This window comes from Saccharopolyspora sp. NPDC050389 (assembly GCF_040655595.1).
Classification (GTDB): domain Bacteria; phylum Actinomycetota; class Actinomycetes; order Mycobacteriales; family Pseudonocardiaceae; genus Saccharopolyspora.
The window spans coordinates 39,533-54,204 of the sequence record NZ_JBFAKG010000059.1 but is presented as its reverse complement, the minus strand read 5'-3'; the positions used below and the strand labels follow the sequence as shown (position 1 = coordinate 54,204).

General features: G+C 66.1%; 14 protein-coding genes and 1 pseudogene. 2 read left to right on the top strand and 13 right to left on the bottom strand.

Annotated elements, in window-relative coordinates:
- The 5 genes and pseudogenes from AB0I53_RS32070 to eccD form a co-directional block, all read right to left on the bottom strand.
- Positions 1 to 2,225 (bottom strand): annotated as a pseudogene (locus AB0I53_RS32070) (hypothetical protein); the annotation flags it as partial.
- Between the two features lie 105 nt (positions 2,226 to 2,330).
- The gene (locus AB0I53_RS32065) at positions 2,331 to 2,621 is read right to left on the bottom strand and encodes a hypothetical protein (RefSeq protein WP_358390201.1); all 291 of its coding nucleotides are present in this window, start codon (positions 2,619 to 2,621) and stop codon (positions 2,331 to 2,333) included.
- Positions 2,622 to 2,646: 25 nt separating this feature from the next.
- The gene (locus tag AB0I53_RS32060; protein ID WP_358611340.1) at positions 2,647 to 2,937 is read right to left on the bottom strand and encodes a hypothetical protein; all 291 of its coding nucleotides are present in this window, start codon (positions 2,935 to 2,937) and stop codon (positions 2,647 to 2,649) included.
- Positions 2,938 to 2,948: 11 nt separating this feature from the next.
- The gene (gene eccB, locus AB0I53_RS32055) at positions 2,949 to 4,307 is read right to left on the bottom strand and encodes a type VII secretion protein EccB (RefSeq protein ID WP_358611338.1); all 1,359 of its coding nucleotides are present in this window, start codon (positions 4,305 to 4,307) and stop codon (positions 2,949 to 2,951) included.
- A 44-nt stretch (positions 4,308 to 4,351) separates the two neighbouring features.
- Positions 4,352 to 5,656 (bottom strand): type VII secretion integral membrane protein EccD, encoded by a 1,305-nt coding sequence (eccD, locus tag AB0I53_RS32050; RefSeq protein ID WP_358611336.1) that lies wholly within the window; start codon positions 5,654 to 5,656, stop codon positions 4,352 to 4,354.
- Positions 5,657 to 5,696: 40 nt separating this feature from the next.
- On the opposite strand from eccD, the gene AB0I53_RS32045 reads away from it, so the two are divergent.
- Positions 5,697 to 6,044 (top strand): hypothetical protein, encoded by a 348-nt coding sequence (locus AB0I53_RS32045; protein WP_358611333.1) that lies wholly within the window; start codon positions 5,697 to 5,699, stop codon positions 6,042 to 6,044.
- 424 nt (positions 6,045 to 6,468) lie between these two features.
- Here the strand turns inward: AB0I53_RS32045 and AB0I53_RS32040 are convergent, their stop codons facing one another.
- Positions 6,469 to 7,398, bottom strand: a complete 930-nt coding sequence (locus AB0I53_RS32040; protein ID WP_358611330.1) for a glutaminase — start codon at positions 7,396 to 7,398, stop codon at positions 6,469 to 6,471.
- A 531-nt stretch (positions 7,399 to 7,929) separates the two neighbouring features.
- Between AB0I53_RS32040 and AB0I53_RS32035 the strand changes: the two genes are divergently transcribed.
- Positions 7,930 to 9,042: a PTS transporter subunit EIIC gene (locus AB0I53_RS32035; protein WP_358611328.1), complete on the top strand. Its 1,113-nt coding sequence runs from the start codon at positions 7,930 to 7,932 to the stop codon at positions 9,040 to 9,042.
- Here the strand turns inward: AB0I53_RS32035 and AB0I53_RS32030 are convergent.
- From AB0I53_RS32030 to AB0I53_RS32000, 7 genes are all read right to left on the bottom strand, one after another.
- Entirely contained in the window at positions 9,029 to 9,664 is a 636-nt protein-coding gene (locus AB0I53_RS32030; RefSeq protein ID WP_358611325.1) for a DUF742 domain-containing protein, read from the bottom strand. The genes AB0I53_RS32035 and AB0I53_RS32030 overlap by 14 nt on opposite strands.
- Before the next feature lie 325 nt (positions 9,665 to 9,989).
- The gene (locus tag AB0I53_RS32025; protein WP_358498711.1) at positions 9,990 to 10,610 is read right to left on the bottom strand and encodes a response regulator transcription factor; all 621 of its coding nucleotides are present in this window, start codon (positions 10,608 to 10,610) and stop codon (positions 9,990 to 9,992) included.
- 182 nt (positions 10,611 to 10,792) lie between these two features.
- On the bottom strand, positions 10,793 to 11,221 hold the full coding sequence (locus AB0I53_RS32020) for an SsgA family sporulation/cell division regulator (RefSeq protein ID WP_358611359.1): 429 nt from the start codon (positions 11,219 to 11,221) through the stop codon (positions 10,793 to 10,795).
- Between the two features lie 229 nt (positions 11,222 to 11,450).
- On the bottom strand, positions 11,451 to 11,807 hold the full coding sequence (locus AB0I53_RS32015; protein ID WP_358611322.1) for a hypothetical protein: 357 nt from the start codon (positions 11,805 to 11,807) through the stop codon (positions 11,451 to 11,453).
- 321 nt (positions 11,808 to 12,128) lie between these two features.
- On the bottom strand, positions 12,129 to 12,983 hold the full coding sequence (locus AB0I53_RS32010) for an ABC transporter ATP-binding protein (protein ID WP_358611319.1): 855 nt from the start codon (positions 12,981 to 12,983) through the stop codon (positions 12,129 to 12,131).
- A complete protein-coding gene (locus AB0I53_RS32005; RefSeq protein ID WP_358611316.1) occupies positions 12,980 to 13,384 on the bottom strand; it encodes a GntR family transcriptional regulator in 405 nt (134 codons plus the stop codon). The genes AB0I53_RS32010 and AB0I53_RS32005 overlap by 4 nt, the downstream gene beginning before the upstream one ends.
- Positions 13,385 to 13,439: 55 nt before the next feature.
- On the bottom strand, positions 13,440 to 14,417 hold the full coding sequence (locus tag AB0I53_RS32000; RefSeq protein ID WP_358611313.1) for a hypothetical protein: 978 nt from the start codon (positions 14,415 to 14,417) through the stop codon (positions 13,440 to 13,442).
- Between the last annotated feature and the right edge of the window lie 255 nt (positions 14,418 to 14,672).

The window sequence follows — 14,672 nt, the reverse complement described above, 5'->3', positions numbered from 1 at the left end:
TTGCCATCGCCCACCTTGGCGACCGGCATCGGCCCACTCACGCCTCGGGTAAGCGGCCCATCCCCCTGACCACCACCAGACGAACCACCAGAACCACCACCGCTGCCCTTGCCGTCACCCACCTTGGCCTTCGGCGCTTCCACAGCCACGCCTCGGGTAAGCGGCCCATCCCCCTGACCACCACCAGACGAACCACCAGAACCACCACCGCTGCCCTTGCCATCGCCCACCTTGGCGACCGGCATCGGCCCACTCACGCCTCGGGTAAGCGGCCCATCCCCCTGACCACCACCAGACGAACCACCAGAACCGCCGTTGCCGCCACCATCGCCTTTGCCGTCACCTTCCCGGCCCCCAGAACCGCCCTTGCCGTGACTCCCCTGACCACCAGACGAACCACCGGAACCGCCGCCGTCCCCAGTCCTTTCCTCGCGCGGCGTGTGAGGCTTGACGCCCTGCCGGCCTTCGCTGGGGAGCGAACCGTAGGTCGGGAGGCCGTGGAATCCTGGCGGCGGCCCGTCCGAGTTCGGATCCTGGATCACCAGGGGATGCTGAGTGCCTTCGGTGCGAGCCGTTCCGTCCGACGCGCATTTCGGTCCGCCGAACTCGATCTTGCCGTCTTTGCCGAGAACGACTTTGCCGTCGTCGAGCAAGGGCGCCTTGTTCCGCGGACCAACCCAGCGCAGGTCGCCGTTGGGCATCACAAGCAGTCCGGCGGTTCCGTCGTCTGGATTGCCCGATCCTGGCTTGCCGGACGCGAAAACCTTGGTCGGGTCGCCCTCGTCGTGCCCGTTGTAGAGCGTCTGGACGTCGCCGTTTTTTCCGATGCGGGCCTCGTACGGGCCGTTGTCCAGCAGCGGGGCGTCCTTCGGGTCACCAACCCACTTGAGCTTCCAGTTGCCGTCGCCGTTGACCCAGGCCAGGCCCGACTCCTCAGGTGAGCCAGACGTGCCGTTCTCCGGCTGGACCGAGTGGACCGGCTTCACCAGCGTCGTCGGCTCCGCCGATGGGAGCGCATCCCCCTGACCACCAGACCGGTCGCCGAAATCCGACCGCTCATCACCGACAAACGGCTCCCGCTCGCGATAACCGGACGGCTCCGCCGATGGGAGCGCATCCCCCTGACCACCAGACCGGTCGCCGAAATCCGACCGCTCATCACCGGTGAACGGCTCCTGCTTGTGATAACCAGCCGGCTCCGCTGACGGGAGCGCGTCCCCCTGACCACCAGACCGGTCGCCGAAATCCGCCCTCTCACCAGTAAACGGCTCCTGCCTATGATGACCAGCCGGCTCTAGCCGATCCCCATGACCAGACCGATCGCCGAACTCCGACCTCTCACCAGCAAACGGCTCCCGCTCGCGATAATCGGCCCGAAAGACCTCCGGAGGGGGGTCGACGACGATTTCGCCTTTGTCCCCGAGGCTCACGTGGCCGTCTGGCGTCAGAGGAACGTCGTCTCTCGATCCGACCCACCGCAACTCACCGTTGGGCATGGCCATGAACCCGGATTCATCGGGGTGGCCGCCAATGTGCAGATCCCGGCTGTCAGCAGAGGATGGCTCATAGTACGTCGCGTTGGAAGCATCGTCGCGGTCCGCTGGGTTGTAGGACTGCTCAAGCTCGCCGGATACATTGAGATGCACTTCGTATGGGCCGTTGTCGAGAAACGGCGCATCCTTCGGGTCACCGAGCCACTTGAGTTTTTCTTCTCCGCCCTCATTGACCCAAGTCAAGCCTTCGTCGTGCGGTGTCCGGTGCGGGGTGTCATCCGGCCGGGGAACCGACCGATACGGCTCCTCCACGTCGGGATCGTGCTGCGCGACATGGTGCGCCGGCGTGCCGTCCACACTCCTTCGAAAGAACACGGGAGTCATCGCCGGCCCGGGCATCGCCGGACTCGCGTCGGGAAGGTTCTGCCCGACAAAGTGCGTCGGCGTCCCGTCCACATGCCCTGGCTGAGACAAGGGAAACTGCGGGTGCGAATTCGAATCCGGCGTGAAATGCGGGTCCGGGGTGTCATCCGGCAATTCCGCCCGGGTCGTCTCGTCCGGATCCGGCTGCTGCGGCGCGTTGGGACCGTGCTGCCCGGGAGCCAGCACCATCCCCCTGTTCGGCCCCAGACCATCCAGCCGCGAATCCGGCTGCGGTTCGCCGGTCGGCCGGTTCAGGCGATGGTTGTTGCCACGCCCCGGAAACTTGCCGCCCGCGGGGTCGTCAGTCATGGCGGAGGGTCCTTTCTGCACGCGAGTCACTGGAGGGGCGTGGAATTGATGAGGAGGATGACCGCGGGCCCACCGAAGCGGGCCCGCGGCCGAGTGGAAACAAAACTACATGGACATGATTTTGGCGCCCATGTTGTCGCCGTCCTTGAAAATATCGTGCACCTTGAACGACTTGGTCACATTGTCGTTGAAGGCTTCCGACATCTTGGCGTACTGCTGGTTCCACTCCCTCTGGAGCGGACCCCACAACTCCTCGGCCTGACCCTGCATACCTTCCGGAACCTTTCGCAGGCCCTGGTTGAGTTCCTCGATGATGACCCCGGCCGCGACGTGGCACTGCCGGAGTTGCTCGTTGAGATCCATGTAGCCGTCATGGTTGATGTCAAATCGCGACATGGCTATTCCCCTTCCTTGAACGAGATCAGCGGGCGGCGGCGTCGGCGTCGCCGCTGGCCTGCGTGTTGGTCTTGCCGGTCTCGACGACCTTCATGTTGAGGTCGTCCAGCGCCTTCACCAATTTCTCGAAGTGGCTGTTCCACTCGGAGAACCTGGTGGTCAGCATTCCACCGGAGGTGGAGTTGTTGACCAGTTTAATCTGGTCGGTCATCTGCCAGACCTTCTGCTTGACGGTCGTCATGTTGGTGACCGCTTGGTTGGCGGCATTGATACCCACCGCCAGTACGCCGGAGTCGTAGCCGTATTTAGGCGCCACGGGAACCTCTCCTATCCTTGTTGAGCACCATTGATTTTTTCGAGCACTGGCCCGGTTGGCAGCAGTGCCAGCAGATCGGCTGGAACCAGCCGAGCCGTCTCGACAGGGAGGCCAAGAGCGCTGGCCGCATCGGCGTCGACCACCGGGAACTTGGCTCCCGCTTCGGTGATGAGGTAAATACCCGCACCAGGAACATCCGGCGCCGGGCGAGTGCGCGCCAGGAAGCCGGCGCCGGGGATGACCTCCACCCGGTCAGCCACGCGGCCGTCGCGCACCACCCCCGCCGTCTGATTGCTTTGCGCATCGCCCTGCGGCGGCGGTGCCGTCACCAACCGCGCCTGCGACTGCTCCCACCGCACGCACGGCACGCGCCCCGCCAGATCCGGTGGTTTCGGCGGCTGCGACGGCAGCGCGGACTGCCACACCGGCGCGGGCAGCACGTTCTGCGTCGCCAGCTCCGAGGGCGTAATGCGCACGGCCTCTCGCGCGGGCGATGCCGGGTCGGCGCTGAGCAACGCGGACACGGTCGAGGTCACCGGGACCAGGCCGTTGCCCGCGGTCACGAAGTAGTTGTTTCCCACCGCCTCGGGCACGACGATCAGCTGCCCGACCACGGTTGGCGTCCCGTTGAAGCTGGGCCCCGCCTTGCTCCCGTCCCGTTCCACCGGCGGCGAGCCGATGTCCGGACCGGACGGCAACGTGTTGAGCCACGACGAATCCACCGCGAGAGCCTTAGCCGGGTCGAGCCCGAGCGCGCGCGGCACCCATTCGGCCGCGATCCGCAACCGCGTGCCCTGCCACGCCAGGTACATGTCACCGCCCGCGGTGACCAACAGCGCCTGGTCGTCGCGCATGCCGGAGACAGCTGATCCCGCGCCGACCGTCACCGACAGCTTGGTGCTTTCGTCGGCCCCCGCGCACACGGTCCACGGACTGTCGGACGACCCGGTGGGGATCGCGTCCGGTGCACCGAGGATCCCGATCGGCGCACCGCGCGGCACGTCCGCGAGGTCGGCCGTCTTGACCGTGACGATCTTGGGATTGCTGCCGACGAGCAACCGCGCGGACGCCTGGTTCAGCACCGGCCGCAGCCGGCCGTTGACCATCATGAACCGGTTTCCGGTGTCCTCGGCGACAATCAGCGTTCCCGGCTCTCGCCACCCGTCGTTGCCGCCACCGATGTTGGTGAACAGGTTGACCACCGCAACGATCGCGGTCACCAGGATCCCGATGACGATGCCGACGGCGAGCCCGACTCCGGTGCGCCGCAGCGGGCGCTCCGGCCCGTCCGGGTCAGTACGCAAGATCGCCGAGGACAGCCTGCCCGCGACAAAAGAATAGGCGTCCACTTGGTCTCGCCTGGTGTACATCCCTCACCTCCCAATCCCGGCACGGCCGTAGGTATGAAAATGGTTCAGAGCAGGGAAGCAACCCAGCCATAAACTCCAATCACGGAGAGAAGAATGGGCAGCACGGCCAGCGCGCAGATCCACTGGAGGATGTCGCCCCACCGGCCCCAGCGCGGAATCAAGCGCTTACCGGGCAACGTGTGCGCGGCGGCCACGGCGAGACCGGAAAGCGACAGCAGCCCGAGCAGCACGCCCATCCGGCCGACCACCGGCATGCTCGCGCTCCAGCCGAGCATCAGCACTGTCAGCCCCATCCCGGCAGGCACCAGGGCGGATACTCGATGCCAGATTCCGACGACCTCACGGGCCTGCAACAACAGCAGCACGCTGATCAGCGCCGTCAGCAGAATCGTGTCCCACTGCACGACCGACCCCAGTGCGATCAGTCCCCCGGTGCACAGCCCACCGAGCACACCGAGGATCGAGGTCAGGTGAGTGTCGGACAACGATGCGCGGTCGAGGACGCCCTCGCCCGGCAGCGGGTCGAGGCCCTCCTGGAACTCGTCCTGCGTGGTGGGTACCGGCTCCACCGACAGCCCGCCCAGCCATGCCGATATGTTCGGGGCTGCCCTGGTCAGCGCGACCGCGAGGATCGTGACGATCGCGGCCGTGGACGCGCCGTCCAAGCCGACGAGCACGGTCAGCACGCCGCCCAACGCGGTGAGCACACCACCAGCGGCCACCGCCTGGAACGCCGGCTTGGCCGTCTTCAGCGACACCCGGGCCAGCACGGCAGAGACAGCGATGGCCACCCCGGCGGACAGAACCCCCGGCCCGTCGATCCACGCCGGCGGTGCATCAGCACCGGGGAAGGCCAGCCCAGCCACGGCCGCCGCGAAGACTCCGACTCCGGCCAGGGTCACCGCCTGCCCGCCACTGTCGCGGACGTACAGCGACATGCCGGCGGCTCCGGCCAGAAGCAGCAGGCTGACCGTGGCCGCACCGATGGCGATCCCCGTCCCCGTCGCCGCGAAGGTGCAGACGAAGATGGCCAGCAGCGCGCACACCGCAGCGGTTGTCATGCTGGTGTAGTAGGTGAACGCCGGGCGCCAAGTGTCGCCGCGACCAGAAAGTCCAGTGTGGACACCATCGACCAGGTCGTCGAAGTCGGCTACCGGTAGCTGGTCGTCGCGCGGTCGCAGGTAGAGCATGTCGCCGTCGTACAGCCCGGCCTCGGCGGTGCCCTTGTCCTCGTCAAGCGGCTCCTCACCGAGCCGTTGCAGCACCCAGCCGCCATGCTCCATGCCCGAGGTGGCCAGCGTGGGATCGAGATGGCCGAGCACCGTCGGCATGAGGTCTGCTATTGCCACGTGCGCAGGAACGGCCAGTTCCACGCGCGAGGACGGGCCGATGATGATCAGCCGGCACATCTCGCTGGACCCACCCGAACCCGGGGCTGTGGTTGCCGTGCTCGTCGCCTCCATGACAAGCACACGTTTCGCCGGACGTGCCTGGTTCAGGAGAACCACGATGACCGCGCGCGACCGGGCAAGCGATGAAGCCGCCACGCGCCACGCGGCCGCCAGCAGTGCGGAGCCGGCGCTCAAAAATCTCTACGACGACCACTGCTCAAGGCTGTTGCCGTACGTCACGCGAATCACCACCGACCAGCACGACACCGCGAACTCGGCAGCGGAAACCCTGCACGAACGGGCAACCGGCCGCAGCCCAGATTCCCGCGACCGTGCTTCCAACTAGCACAAGAGCGGGAGCGGTCCGTGACCGCTCCCGCTCTTCGTGCACCAACGCACGAAATTTTCAACCGTTACATAGTCGCCGATGGTCTACTGTGGATGGTCATTCCTCTGGTGCGATGTGTGCGATGTAGTTGTAATGAGCGTTTTTCATCCTGATCGGCCCGCAGCCGCGGGCCGCAAAGGTGCACGTCGATAAGCTGTCGCATGCGCCGCAGGCGCATGGCCCACCTACGCAGCCGGCACCGCCGCGGGTTCACGGAGCCCACCCCGCTGGGGTTCCTCCCGGCGAGGACGGCCCTGACGCCGTGTATTGGACATACATCAGTCAGGGCACCCACAGCCAGGCGGGCGCTGTAACTCCCGCAGGGGGGCCGCCACCCGCACCGCCACGCAAAACGAGGATGGAAAAACCGCAATTCGTCCCGTTAGAAGACCGACCATCCGGTCAGCGTGGTGAAGTGATCGAGCGCGGCCACACCGGCCACGGAGTTGCCGCGCTTGTCCAGCCCCGGGCTCCACACCGCGATCGCGCACCGGCCCGGCACGATCGCGAGGATCCCGCCGCCGACCCCGCTCTTGCCCGGGACGCCGACCCGGTAGGCGAAATCCCCGGCGGCGTCGTAGGTCCCGCAGGTGAGCATGATCGCGTTGATCCGCTTGGCCTGCCTGCACGTGAGCAGCTGCGAACCGTCGCGGCGGACACCGTGCGCGGCGAGGAACAGCCCCGCCAGGACCAGGTCACGGCAGCTCATCTCGATCGAGCACTGCCGGACGTAGTGGTCGAGCACGGTCGCCACCGGGTTACGCATGTTGCCGTAGGACGCCATGAAATGGGTCAGGGCCAGATTGCGGTCCGCGTGGGCGGCTTCGGAGGCGGCGACCTCCTCGTCGACCCGCAGAGCCGCGTTACCGCTCTCGGCCCGCAGGAACGCGAGCAGCTCCCCGGTGGCGTCGCCGACCAGGGATATCAGCTCATCGGTGACCGTCAGCGCGCCCGCGTTGATGAAGGGGTTCCGCGGAATCCCGCGTTCGTGCTCCAACTGGACCAGCGAGTTGAAGGCGTTTCCCGACGGCTCCCGGCCAACGCGCCGCCAGAGCGCCTCATCGCTTCCGGCGAGCAGGAGCGCGAGGGTGAAGACCTTCGAGATGCTCTGCATCGAGAACGGCGTCTCCCAGTCGCCGGCCCCGTGGACGCCGCCGTCGAGATCGGCGACCGCGATGCCGAAGCGACCCGGATCGACTCGCGCGAGCGCCGGGATGTAATCCGCGACCGTCCCGGCCCCGCGCAGCGGGGCAACCTCGTCCGCGATCCGTTCGAGCAGCTGACTCAACTGCCCAGCGATCTGCTCGGCCATATCCTCATTGGACTGGCGCAGGTTCGTGCGAACGCACGCACTGGCCACATCTCGCACTAAACTCTCCTCGCGTGCCGGATGTAGCGCGCCAACACGGATCGAAGGTCACGCGAGTGTTGATCGTTGACGTCGATATCGAATCAGGAACGTACCACCAGACAATCCTTCCGCAAACCTTACCAGGCACATGATCTCAAGATCACTCTCAGGGACCGCTCCCCTGGCTCCCGCACGCACCAGGCCGGCTAACAGGGCGGATTTGAGCGGAATCCGGCGAGGACGTCAGGTGATCCGCAGCCACGCAGCCCGGCCGATCCTGCCCAATGAGCGCTATCGCGGCACGCGAATACGTCATCTGCCTGAACAGGCACACTTGCCGGAGAAGGAAGTGCACTGTCGTGACGTTTCCGTTCCGGCCCGGAAGAACGTGGTGTTTAATCCGGAGATCCCAAACGCGTCCAGGTCACAAAGGTGACCCGAGTACGCCATGCAGACCTTCTCGCCAAGGCCGCAGAAACCACGATGTCAACGATGACCTGGGATGTGCTCACAGCGATGTCACGTATCAACGAAGGAGCTTCTTCGAGCCGGGAGATCGGGTCGGCACTCCGACGATGGGGCGGGCATCTGGCCAGCATCGTGATGCCCAACATCGGGGCGTTCATCGCATGGGGCCTCGCGACCGCACTGTTCATCCCCGAGGGATGGCTGCCCAACCCGACGCTGGCCGTGATCATCCAACCGATGATCACAACGCTGCTGCCAATCCTGATCGGTTACACCGGGGGCAGGGTGGTCCACGGGCAACGCGGCGGTGTCGTCGGCGCGGTCGCCACACTTGGCCTCGCGGTCGGGGCGAATACCCCCATGCTCCTTGGCGCCATGATGATCGGCCCCGCTACAGCACTGCTGATGAAATGGTTCGATCAAGCCGTGGGCGCACGCGTGGGTCCGGCCTTCAAGATGCTCGTGGACAACTTCAGCGCGGGCATCATCGGTGGCAGCGTGGCGATTCTGGGCATGGTCGGGATCGGGCCCGCGATCAGCGGGCTGGTCAGAACGCTGGCCGACGGGGTGCAGGCGCTGATCGACCTCGGCCTGCTACCACTGGCAGCCCTGATCATCGAACCCGGCAAGGTGCTGTTCCTCAACAACGCAATCAACCACGGCGTCCTGGGCCCGCTGGGCGTCACCGCACAGGCGGAGAACGGCAAGGCGATCGAGTTCCTGTTGGAGACCAACCCCGGCCCTGGGCTCGGTATTCTGCTCGCCTGCACGTTCTTCGGATCTGCTCCGGAACGGGCCAGCGCGCCAGGCGCGTTGGCAATCCACTTCCTCGGTGGCATTCATGAGATCTACTTCCCCTACGTCCTCGCCAAGCCGCAGTTGATTCTGGCGGCCATCGCAGGCGGTGCGGCGGGGATTTTCACCTTCATCGCCACCGGAGCGGGACTGTTCGCGACTCCTTCTCCCGGAAGCATCATCGCGCTGATGGCAGTCACACCGCGGGGTGGCCACCTGAGCGTGATCACGGGTGTGGCGGTGTCGGCCGCCGTCTCGTTCGTCCTCGCAGCTTTCCTGGTGAAGGCCGGACGGAGGAAGACCACCGAATCACCCCGGACCGACTGCGTCACGCCAGCTTGAGCAACCCTTCGTACACCCGCTGCAGAGTCTCGAGGGATGGGCCTGCACCGCGATTCGACGCGCCGCCGTGGATGACGACCAGTCCGGCCTTGATGGCGTCGCCGATGAGAACGCGGGCGACGGTCAGGGGAATCCCGAGGCGGGATGAGATCTCGGCAACCGAATGCGGTGACGCGCACATCGAACGGATCTCGTCCAGATCAGGGTTGATCGACGTGCCAGCAAGCCGTTGCGAGGTTGCGGACACCAGCGTTTCCACCCGGAACTCGTATTCGGGCTCGGCGCGGCCACCGGTGCGGACGTACGGGCGCAGCGTCGCCACGCTGAGCCCCGATTCCTCGGCCTCGGCGAAAACGGTTGCTCCGGTCTGCTCCGCTGGGTCGCGTTCGGGTCGATCGGTAGCAGCGGCCTGGTCCGGTTCGCGAGTACCGGGTGCCGCGTCGATCGGCTCGGCCGGTTGGTCGTGCATTTCCTGGTCGGGCTCGGACGCATCTCCGTCGCCGGCCTCCGGCACGGCGGGCCGTGGCTGGAACTGGTGGTCGGCCCAATCCTGGTAGTTCCCCCAGCCGCCGAAGGCGAGCGGGTGAAACGAGGGGCCGGTGTTCTTCTTGTGCGAGCTCATGACAACTCCGGGATCATGAGGCTCGAATGTCGTCGAGCAGCGAATGGGAGCGCACCGGTCAGGTGGGTGCCGGAAGAGCGTTGCCCGCCAGTGGCAGTGCGGCTGCGTCGATCACCACAACATCTGATGCCGCTGAGGACGGTACGTGCGAAATCTGCCGATCACAAGCCGATCAGCCACTGCCGTGGCAGAATCGTTCCCTAGCGGGCTTTCTCGTTCGCAGCGAACAGACTGTCCGACATCAGTGAACGGATGTCAGCAGTTCTTGCCCATCCGTACTCCGCCGCGGCGACCGAACAGGCAAGAGACCATGAGCACTCGCGTTTCAGATCATGCCGGCACGCATCGCGTAGGCGACGGCATGCGGCCGGTTGCGCAAATTGAGCCTGTTGGTCATCCCGTAGATGACGTTCTTCACGGTGCGCTCCGAGTAGGCCAGCTTCTCGGCGATATCAACGGTATCCAAGCCATCGGCCAGCAATCGGACGACATCAAGCTCGCGAGGCGTCAGCCCGGAAACGCTGATTCCTCGCGGCGCCAGAACGTCCCGCTTCAGCCGAGCGAACTCGCGGAGCAGCTCTCCGATCAATTCCGGCGGCAGCACTCCACCTCCGGTCGCGGCGACCTGGATGACCTTTGTCAAGTGCTCCGCGGTGGCGGCACTGCGCGGGACCACCGCCGCCGCACCACATTCCACCGCCGCAAGCAGACCAGCCGGATCCAGCTGGTCGATCACCAGGACTGCACGACGCTCGAACTCAGCGCCCAAGGCGCGCAAGGCGGTCACGCCATCAGTCAGCCGCGCGGCGGCCAGAACGACGACGTCCACCTCGGCCAGGTCTCGATCCGGCACCACCAACACCTCGGCGCAAGAGTCGAGATGGCTTGCAAGACCAGCATGCGTGATGGCATCTGAGGCAAGCACAGCCACGCGAACTCGTTCCATCGCACACTCCCGTGGTTTCTATCTCTGCACCGAACAATCTGCCGGCGCCGACTCCACAACGTCTCTACGTATTCTCTAGATCAGCTGGGCAGAAGTAAATTCGCACACCCCGCGGTGCCGCCTCGAACCGCCCCGCGGCATAAGGCATCGAAACTGGCACCACACGATTTGGTTTATGCCGATCAGTGCATATCATTCTGCAGTAGTCGGCTCAGTTCCTCATCGAAGCTCATCCAGTGGTTCTCGCCACCGGGAGCGACGACGTCGTAGGTCTCGTTCAGGAACTCCGCCAGTTCGGCAGCGGGCGCTTCGAAGGTGGCCTGCCCGTACGGCGAGCTCAACGCGATGACGACGAGATCGTGGTTGCCGGGTTGGGGGATGATCTGCACGTCACCCTCGCCACTCGCAATGACCAGCCCGTCCGCCAGCAAGTCTCGGGCGATCAACCAGTCGACCTGACCACTCATCCCCGCGCGGAAGCTGATGTTCACCGCGTACGGCTCACGGCTGTCGTACCGCAGCTCCACCCCAACCGGCGTCCTCACGTCTGCCGGGGCCGTCAGGTCGAAAACCGCGGTAGAGCGGATCGTCTTGTGGTTCTGGCTGCTCATCATGCCTGCGCTCCTCAATGTCGGATCCTGCACGACACACAGCATGGCCGCCCTGGATCTACAGCTTCTTCACGACGTCTTCAGCTCGTCGCAAGCCACCGACGACCGCCCGCCGCAAGCCGCGGAACAGCTCAGCAGGCCAGCCCGCCGACTGCTGCCGGCGGAGTCCGGGTGGCAGTAACTCCCGGACTCCGCCGGCCAAACCGCACGCTCGGCGTGCCGTTCCGAATCAGGCGAAGGCGCACTTCACAGTCGGCGCGGCAGCGGTCCCTCCCGCATTGCAGACCAGCGTGCGACCAGCCTCGAGCGGGCCATAGGCGTTCACGACCTTGCCGTTCACGGAGAACCGCACCGTCGTGAAGCCCTCGGCCTGCCTCTCGCGGGTGGAGTTCGGCTCCACGACGGAGGAGAAGCCGTCACCATTGCCGTTCACCACGGTGTACTCCAGCGCGTAGCCGGCCGAGCTGATCCGCAGTTCCGGCACGTTCTCCGCTGGCGCGGCGGCAGCGATGCCGCCAGTGCCGGCCAGTGCTCCCGCAGCCAGCAGTCCAACGATCATTTCGCGCTTGCCAAAGGTGATGCCCATGTTCACTACCCTTCTGAGTCATTCCACTAGTTATCTAGTGGAATGACTGAAGGCTAGCAGTGGTGCGGATCGCGGACAAGGCCGGGTCTGGGAAAGCGGGACGAAAGGGCACCGACTGGATGGATCACGTTGGATCACGCCAGCAGACGCCTCACCAGGAGCAGAACGAGCCGATCGCGTCAGCAGCACGGAAGAGGGCTGCCGCAGGGGGCGAGCGAACGCGGCAACACGCAACCAATCCCCCGCCGGAGTCCCGAAAACGACGAAGCCCCGCCAACCCCCGGTTCGGCGACGGGGATCAGCGGGGCTGGCGAACGGTTCTCAGGCTCCCGCGCGCTCGCGGCCCGCGCGCAGGTAATCGGTCACGAGCGATTCCAGGTCCGGTTGCCGAGACTCCCAGCCCGGGGCGAGTACCCCGGGGGCGCGCACCAGCATCCGCTGCTGCCGCCCGGATTTCCTCGCGTGTACGACCGTCCCGATCTCCGAAGGCCCCGCATCGGCGGGCCCCACCAGTTCGCGGTGCTGCTCCAGGAGTTCGTCGACGTCGCCGTCCAATCCCACCCGTCCCCCCTGCAGCAACAGGAGGTGGTCGCATACCTCCCGCAATTCGCCGAGCAGGTGCGAGGAGATCACCACCGTCATCCCGCGGTCCGCGACGTCGGCCATCACCAACCTGATGGTCTCGTCCCGGGCAAGCGGGTCGAGGTCCGCAAGCGGTTCGTCCAGCAGCAGCAACCTCGGCAACCGGCCCAGGCAGAGCGCCAGTGCTAGCCGGGAGCGCACGCCCGGCGACAGCGATTCCACCCGGGCGCCGACGTCCAAGCCGTCGATCGCGGCCAGCGCCTCCTCGACTCGCTGCCGCGACCAGCGGCGGTCCATCTTCGCCACCGCGCGGACCATCTCCGCGACCGTGAAGTCGCCGTACAACGGGCGGCGCTGCGACAAGTAGGCCGCGTCAGGGTGGATGCGGCCGCGGACCTCGTCGCCGAACACCCGCACGGCACCCGACGACGGCTCGACCAGGCCGGCCGCCAACGCCAAGAACGTGCTCTTGCCCGCACCGTTGGCACCTACCAGCGCGACCACCTTGCCTTCGGGGAGCTCGACCGTGCAGTCCTCGATCCCCCGGCGGCCGCCGTAGCGCTTGGACAAACCGATGGTGCTCAGCGCGCTCATGATGAGTGTTCCGGTCCTCCGGTCGGGAAGTACTCGTCACGGACGGCAGCGAGCAGCGCATCGACCTCCTCGACCGTGAGCCCGCTGCTCCTGGCACGGCTCATCCAGTCCGCCAGGTCGCGTCGCATCGGGGCTTCGACCGAGGTGCGGTCGCTCGCCAGCGATCGAGTTACGAAGGTACCGACCCCGCGCCGAGCCTCCACCAGGCCGTCCCGCTCCAGCTCTCGATACGCCTTCAACACGGTATTCGGATTGACCGCCGTGGCCTCCACCACCTCGCGCGCAGTGGGCAACCGGTCACCGGGCCCCAGCAGGCCCAACCGCATGGCCTGCGTGACCTGCTGGACGATCTGCATGTACGTGGAGACCCCGGAGCGACGGTCGATCCGGAACTCGATCATATCGCCCAGCATAAGGGGCGGCCGTCGCCGAAGGCGCGCGCTCCACGCAGCGTCATCAATGCTGTTTGCGCAGCGCCCACGCGGTTCCTCCCAACAGCAGGACCGCAACCACGCCGAGGACGCCGAACTCGATCAGCTGCAGTATCGGGACGTACGAGGCCGGGACCACCTCGGCATACTGGCCGACCACCCCGTGCTGCGCAAAGCACTGAGCCGGGTCGAAGGTCGAGACTGGAACATCGCCCCGCGAACCGCACACGGCGGCGTTGAAACCGCCTTTCGGTATGGTCTGCCCGTCGGCACCCAGGTAACCCACCTGGACCACCTTGTCCATACCGGACTCGGGACCACTCATCGGGTCGGCCGAGGTCCGCAGCTGCGACGGCAGCAGAGCCGGTCCCGCCAATCCGACGGCACCGCGCACCGCCACCAGCCCGGCCAGGGTGCTGATCATCGCCGGCAACGACCGCCCCAGCACCGTCCCCAGCAGCGCGCCCACCGCGTAGCCGAAAAGCAGGTGGACGGCCGGCATCCACCCCGTGCTCTCGAAGTTCAGGAACGAGAACGGGCCGTTCACCAGCGGCCCCATCAGCCCGGCATCCGCGACCCAGGAACTCACCAGCAACTGCAGGACCACCAGTACGACCAGCGAGGGCACCACCAGCATCACCAGCTTGGCCGCCATCCAGCCGACCCGGCTCACCGATTGCGCGAACACCAGCACGTGGGTGCCGTGCTCGATCTCGCGGGCGAACAGCGGCGCCCCGCTGAACACCCCCAGCAGCACCGGGAGGACCACGATCACGAGTTGGCCGACTCTGAGCAGATCGAACCACTCGTCGCGGAAATCACTCACTCCGGTCGCGCAGCCCGCGCCTTGGACCCCCACCGCGAGGCACCGCTCCAGCCCCTGCGCCTGAATCTGCTGCGACATGCTCGTATGCAGCACCAGGACCGCGACCACGCCGAGCAGCAATACCGCTGCCATCAGCAACAACTGCGCGCGGTGCTGCCGCCACGCCACCCAGGTCATGCTGCTACCTCCACGTTGTCCCTGCGCATGTATGCGAGCGCGACGTCTTCCTTAAAAAGACTTTCACTAGTTATATAGTTCTTTGCGGAAGAAGTCCAGCCCAGGAGAAGCAAGGCCCCTAAACACCGCGCCGCCTGGCGGCGAGAAGATCGCGGAGAGCACCGGATGCTGGACGGGTTCTGACGGGTCGCCTCGGTGCCTCTGTGCCGAATCACTATTGCTGCGGTCGCATGGAAATTGTGACGCCGTGTATTG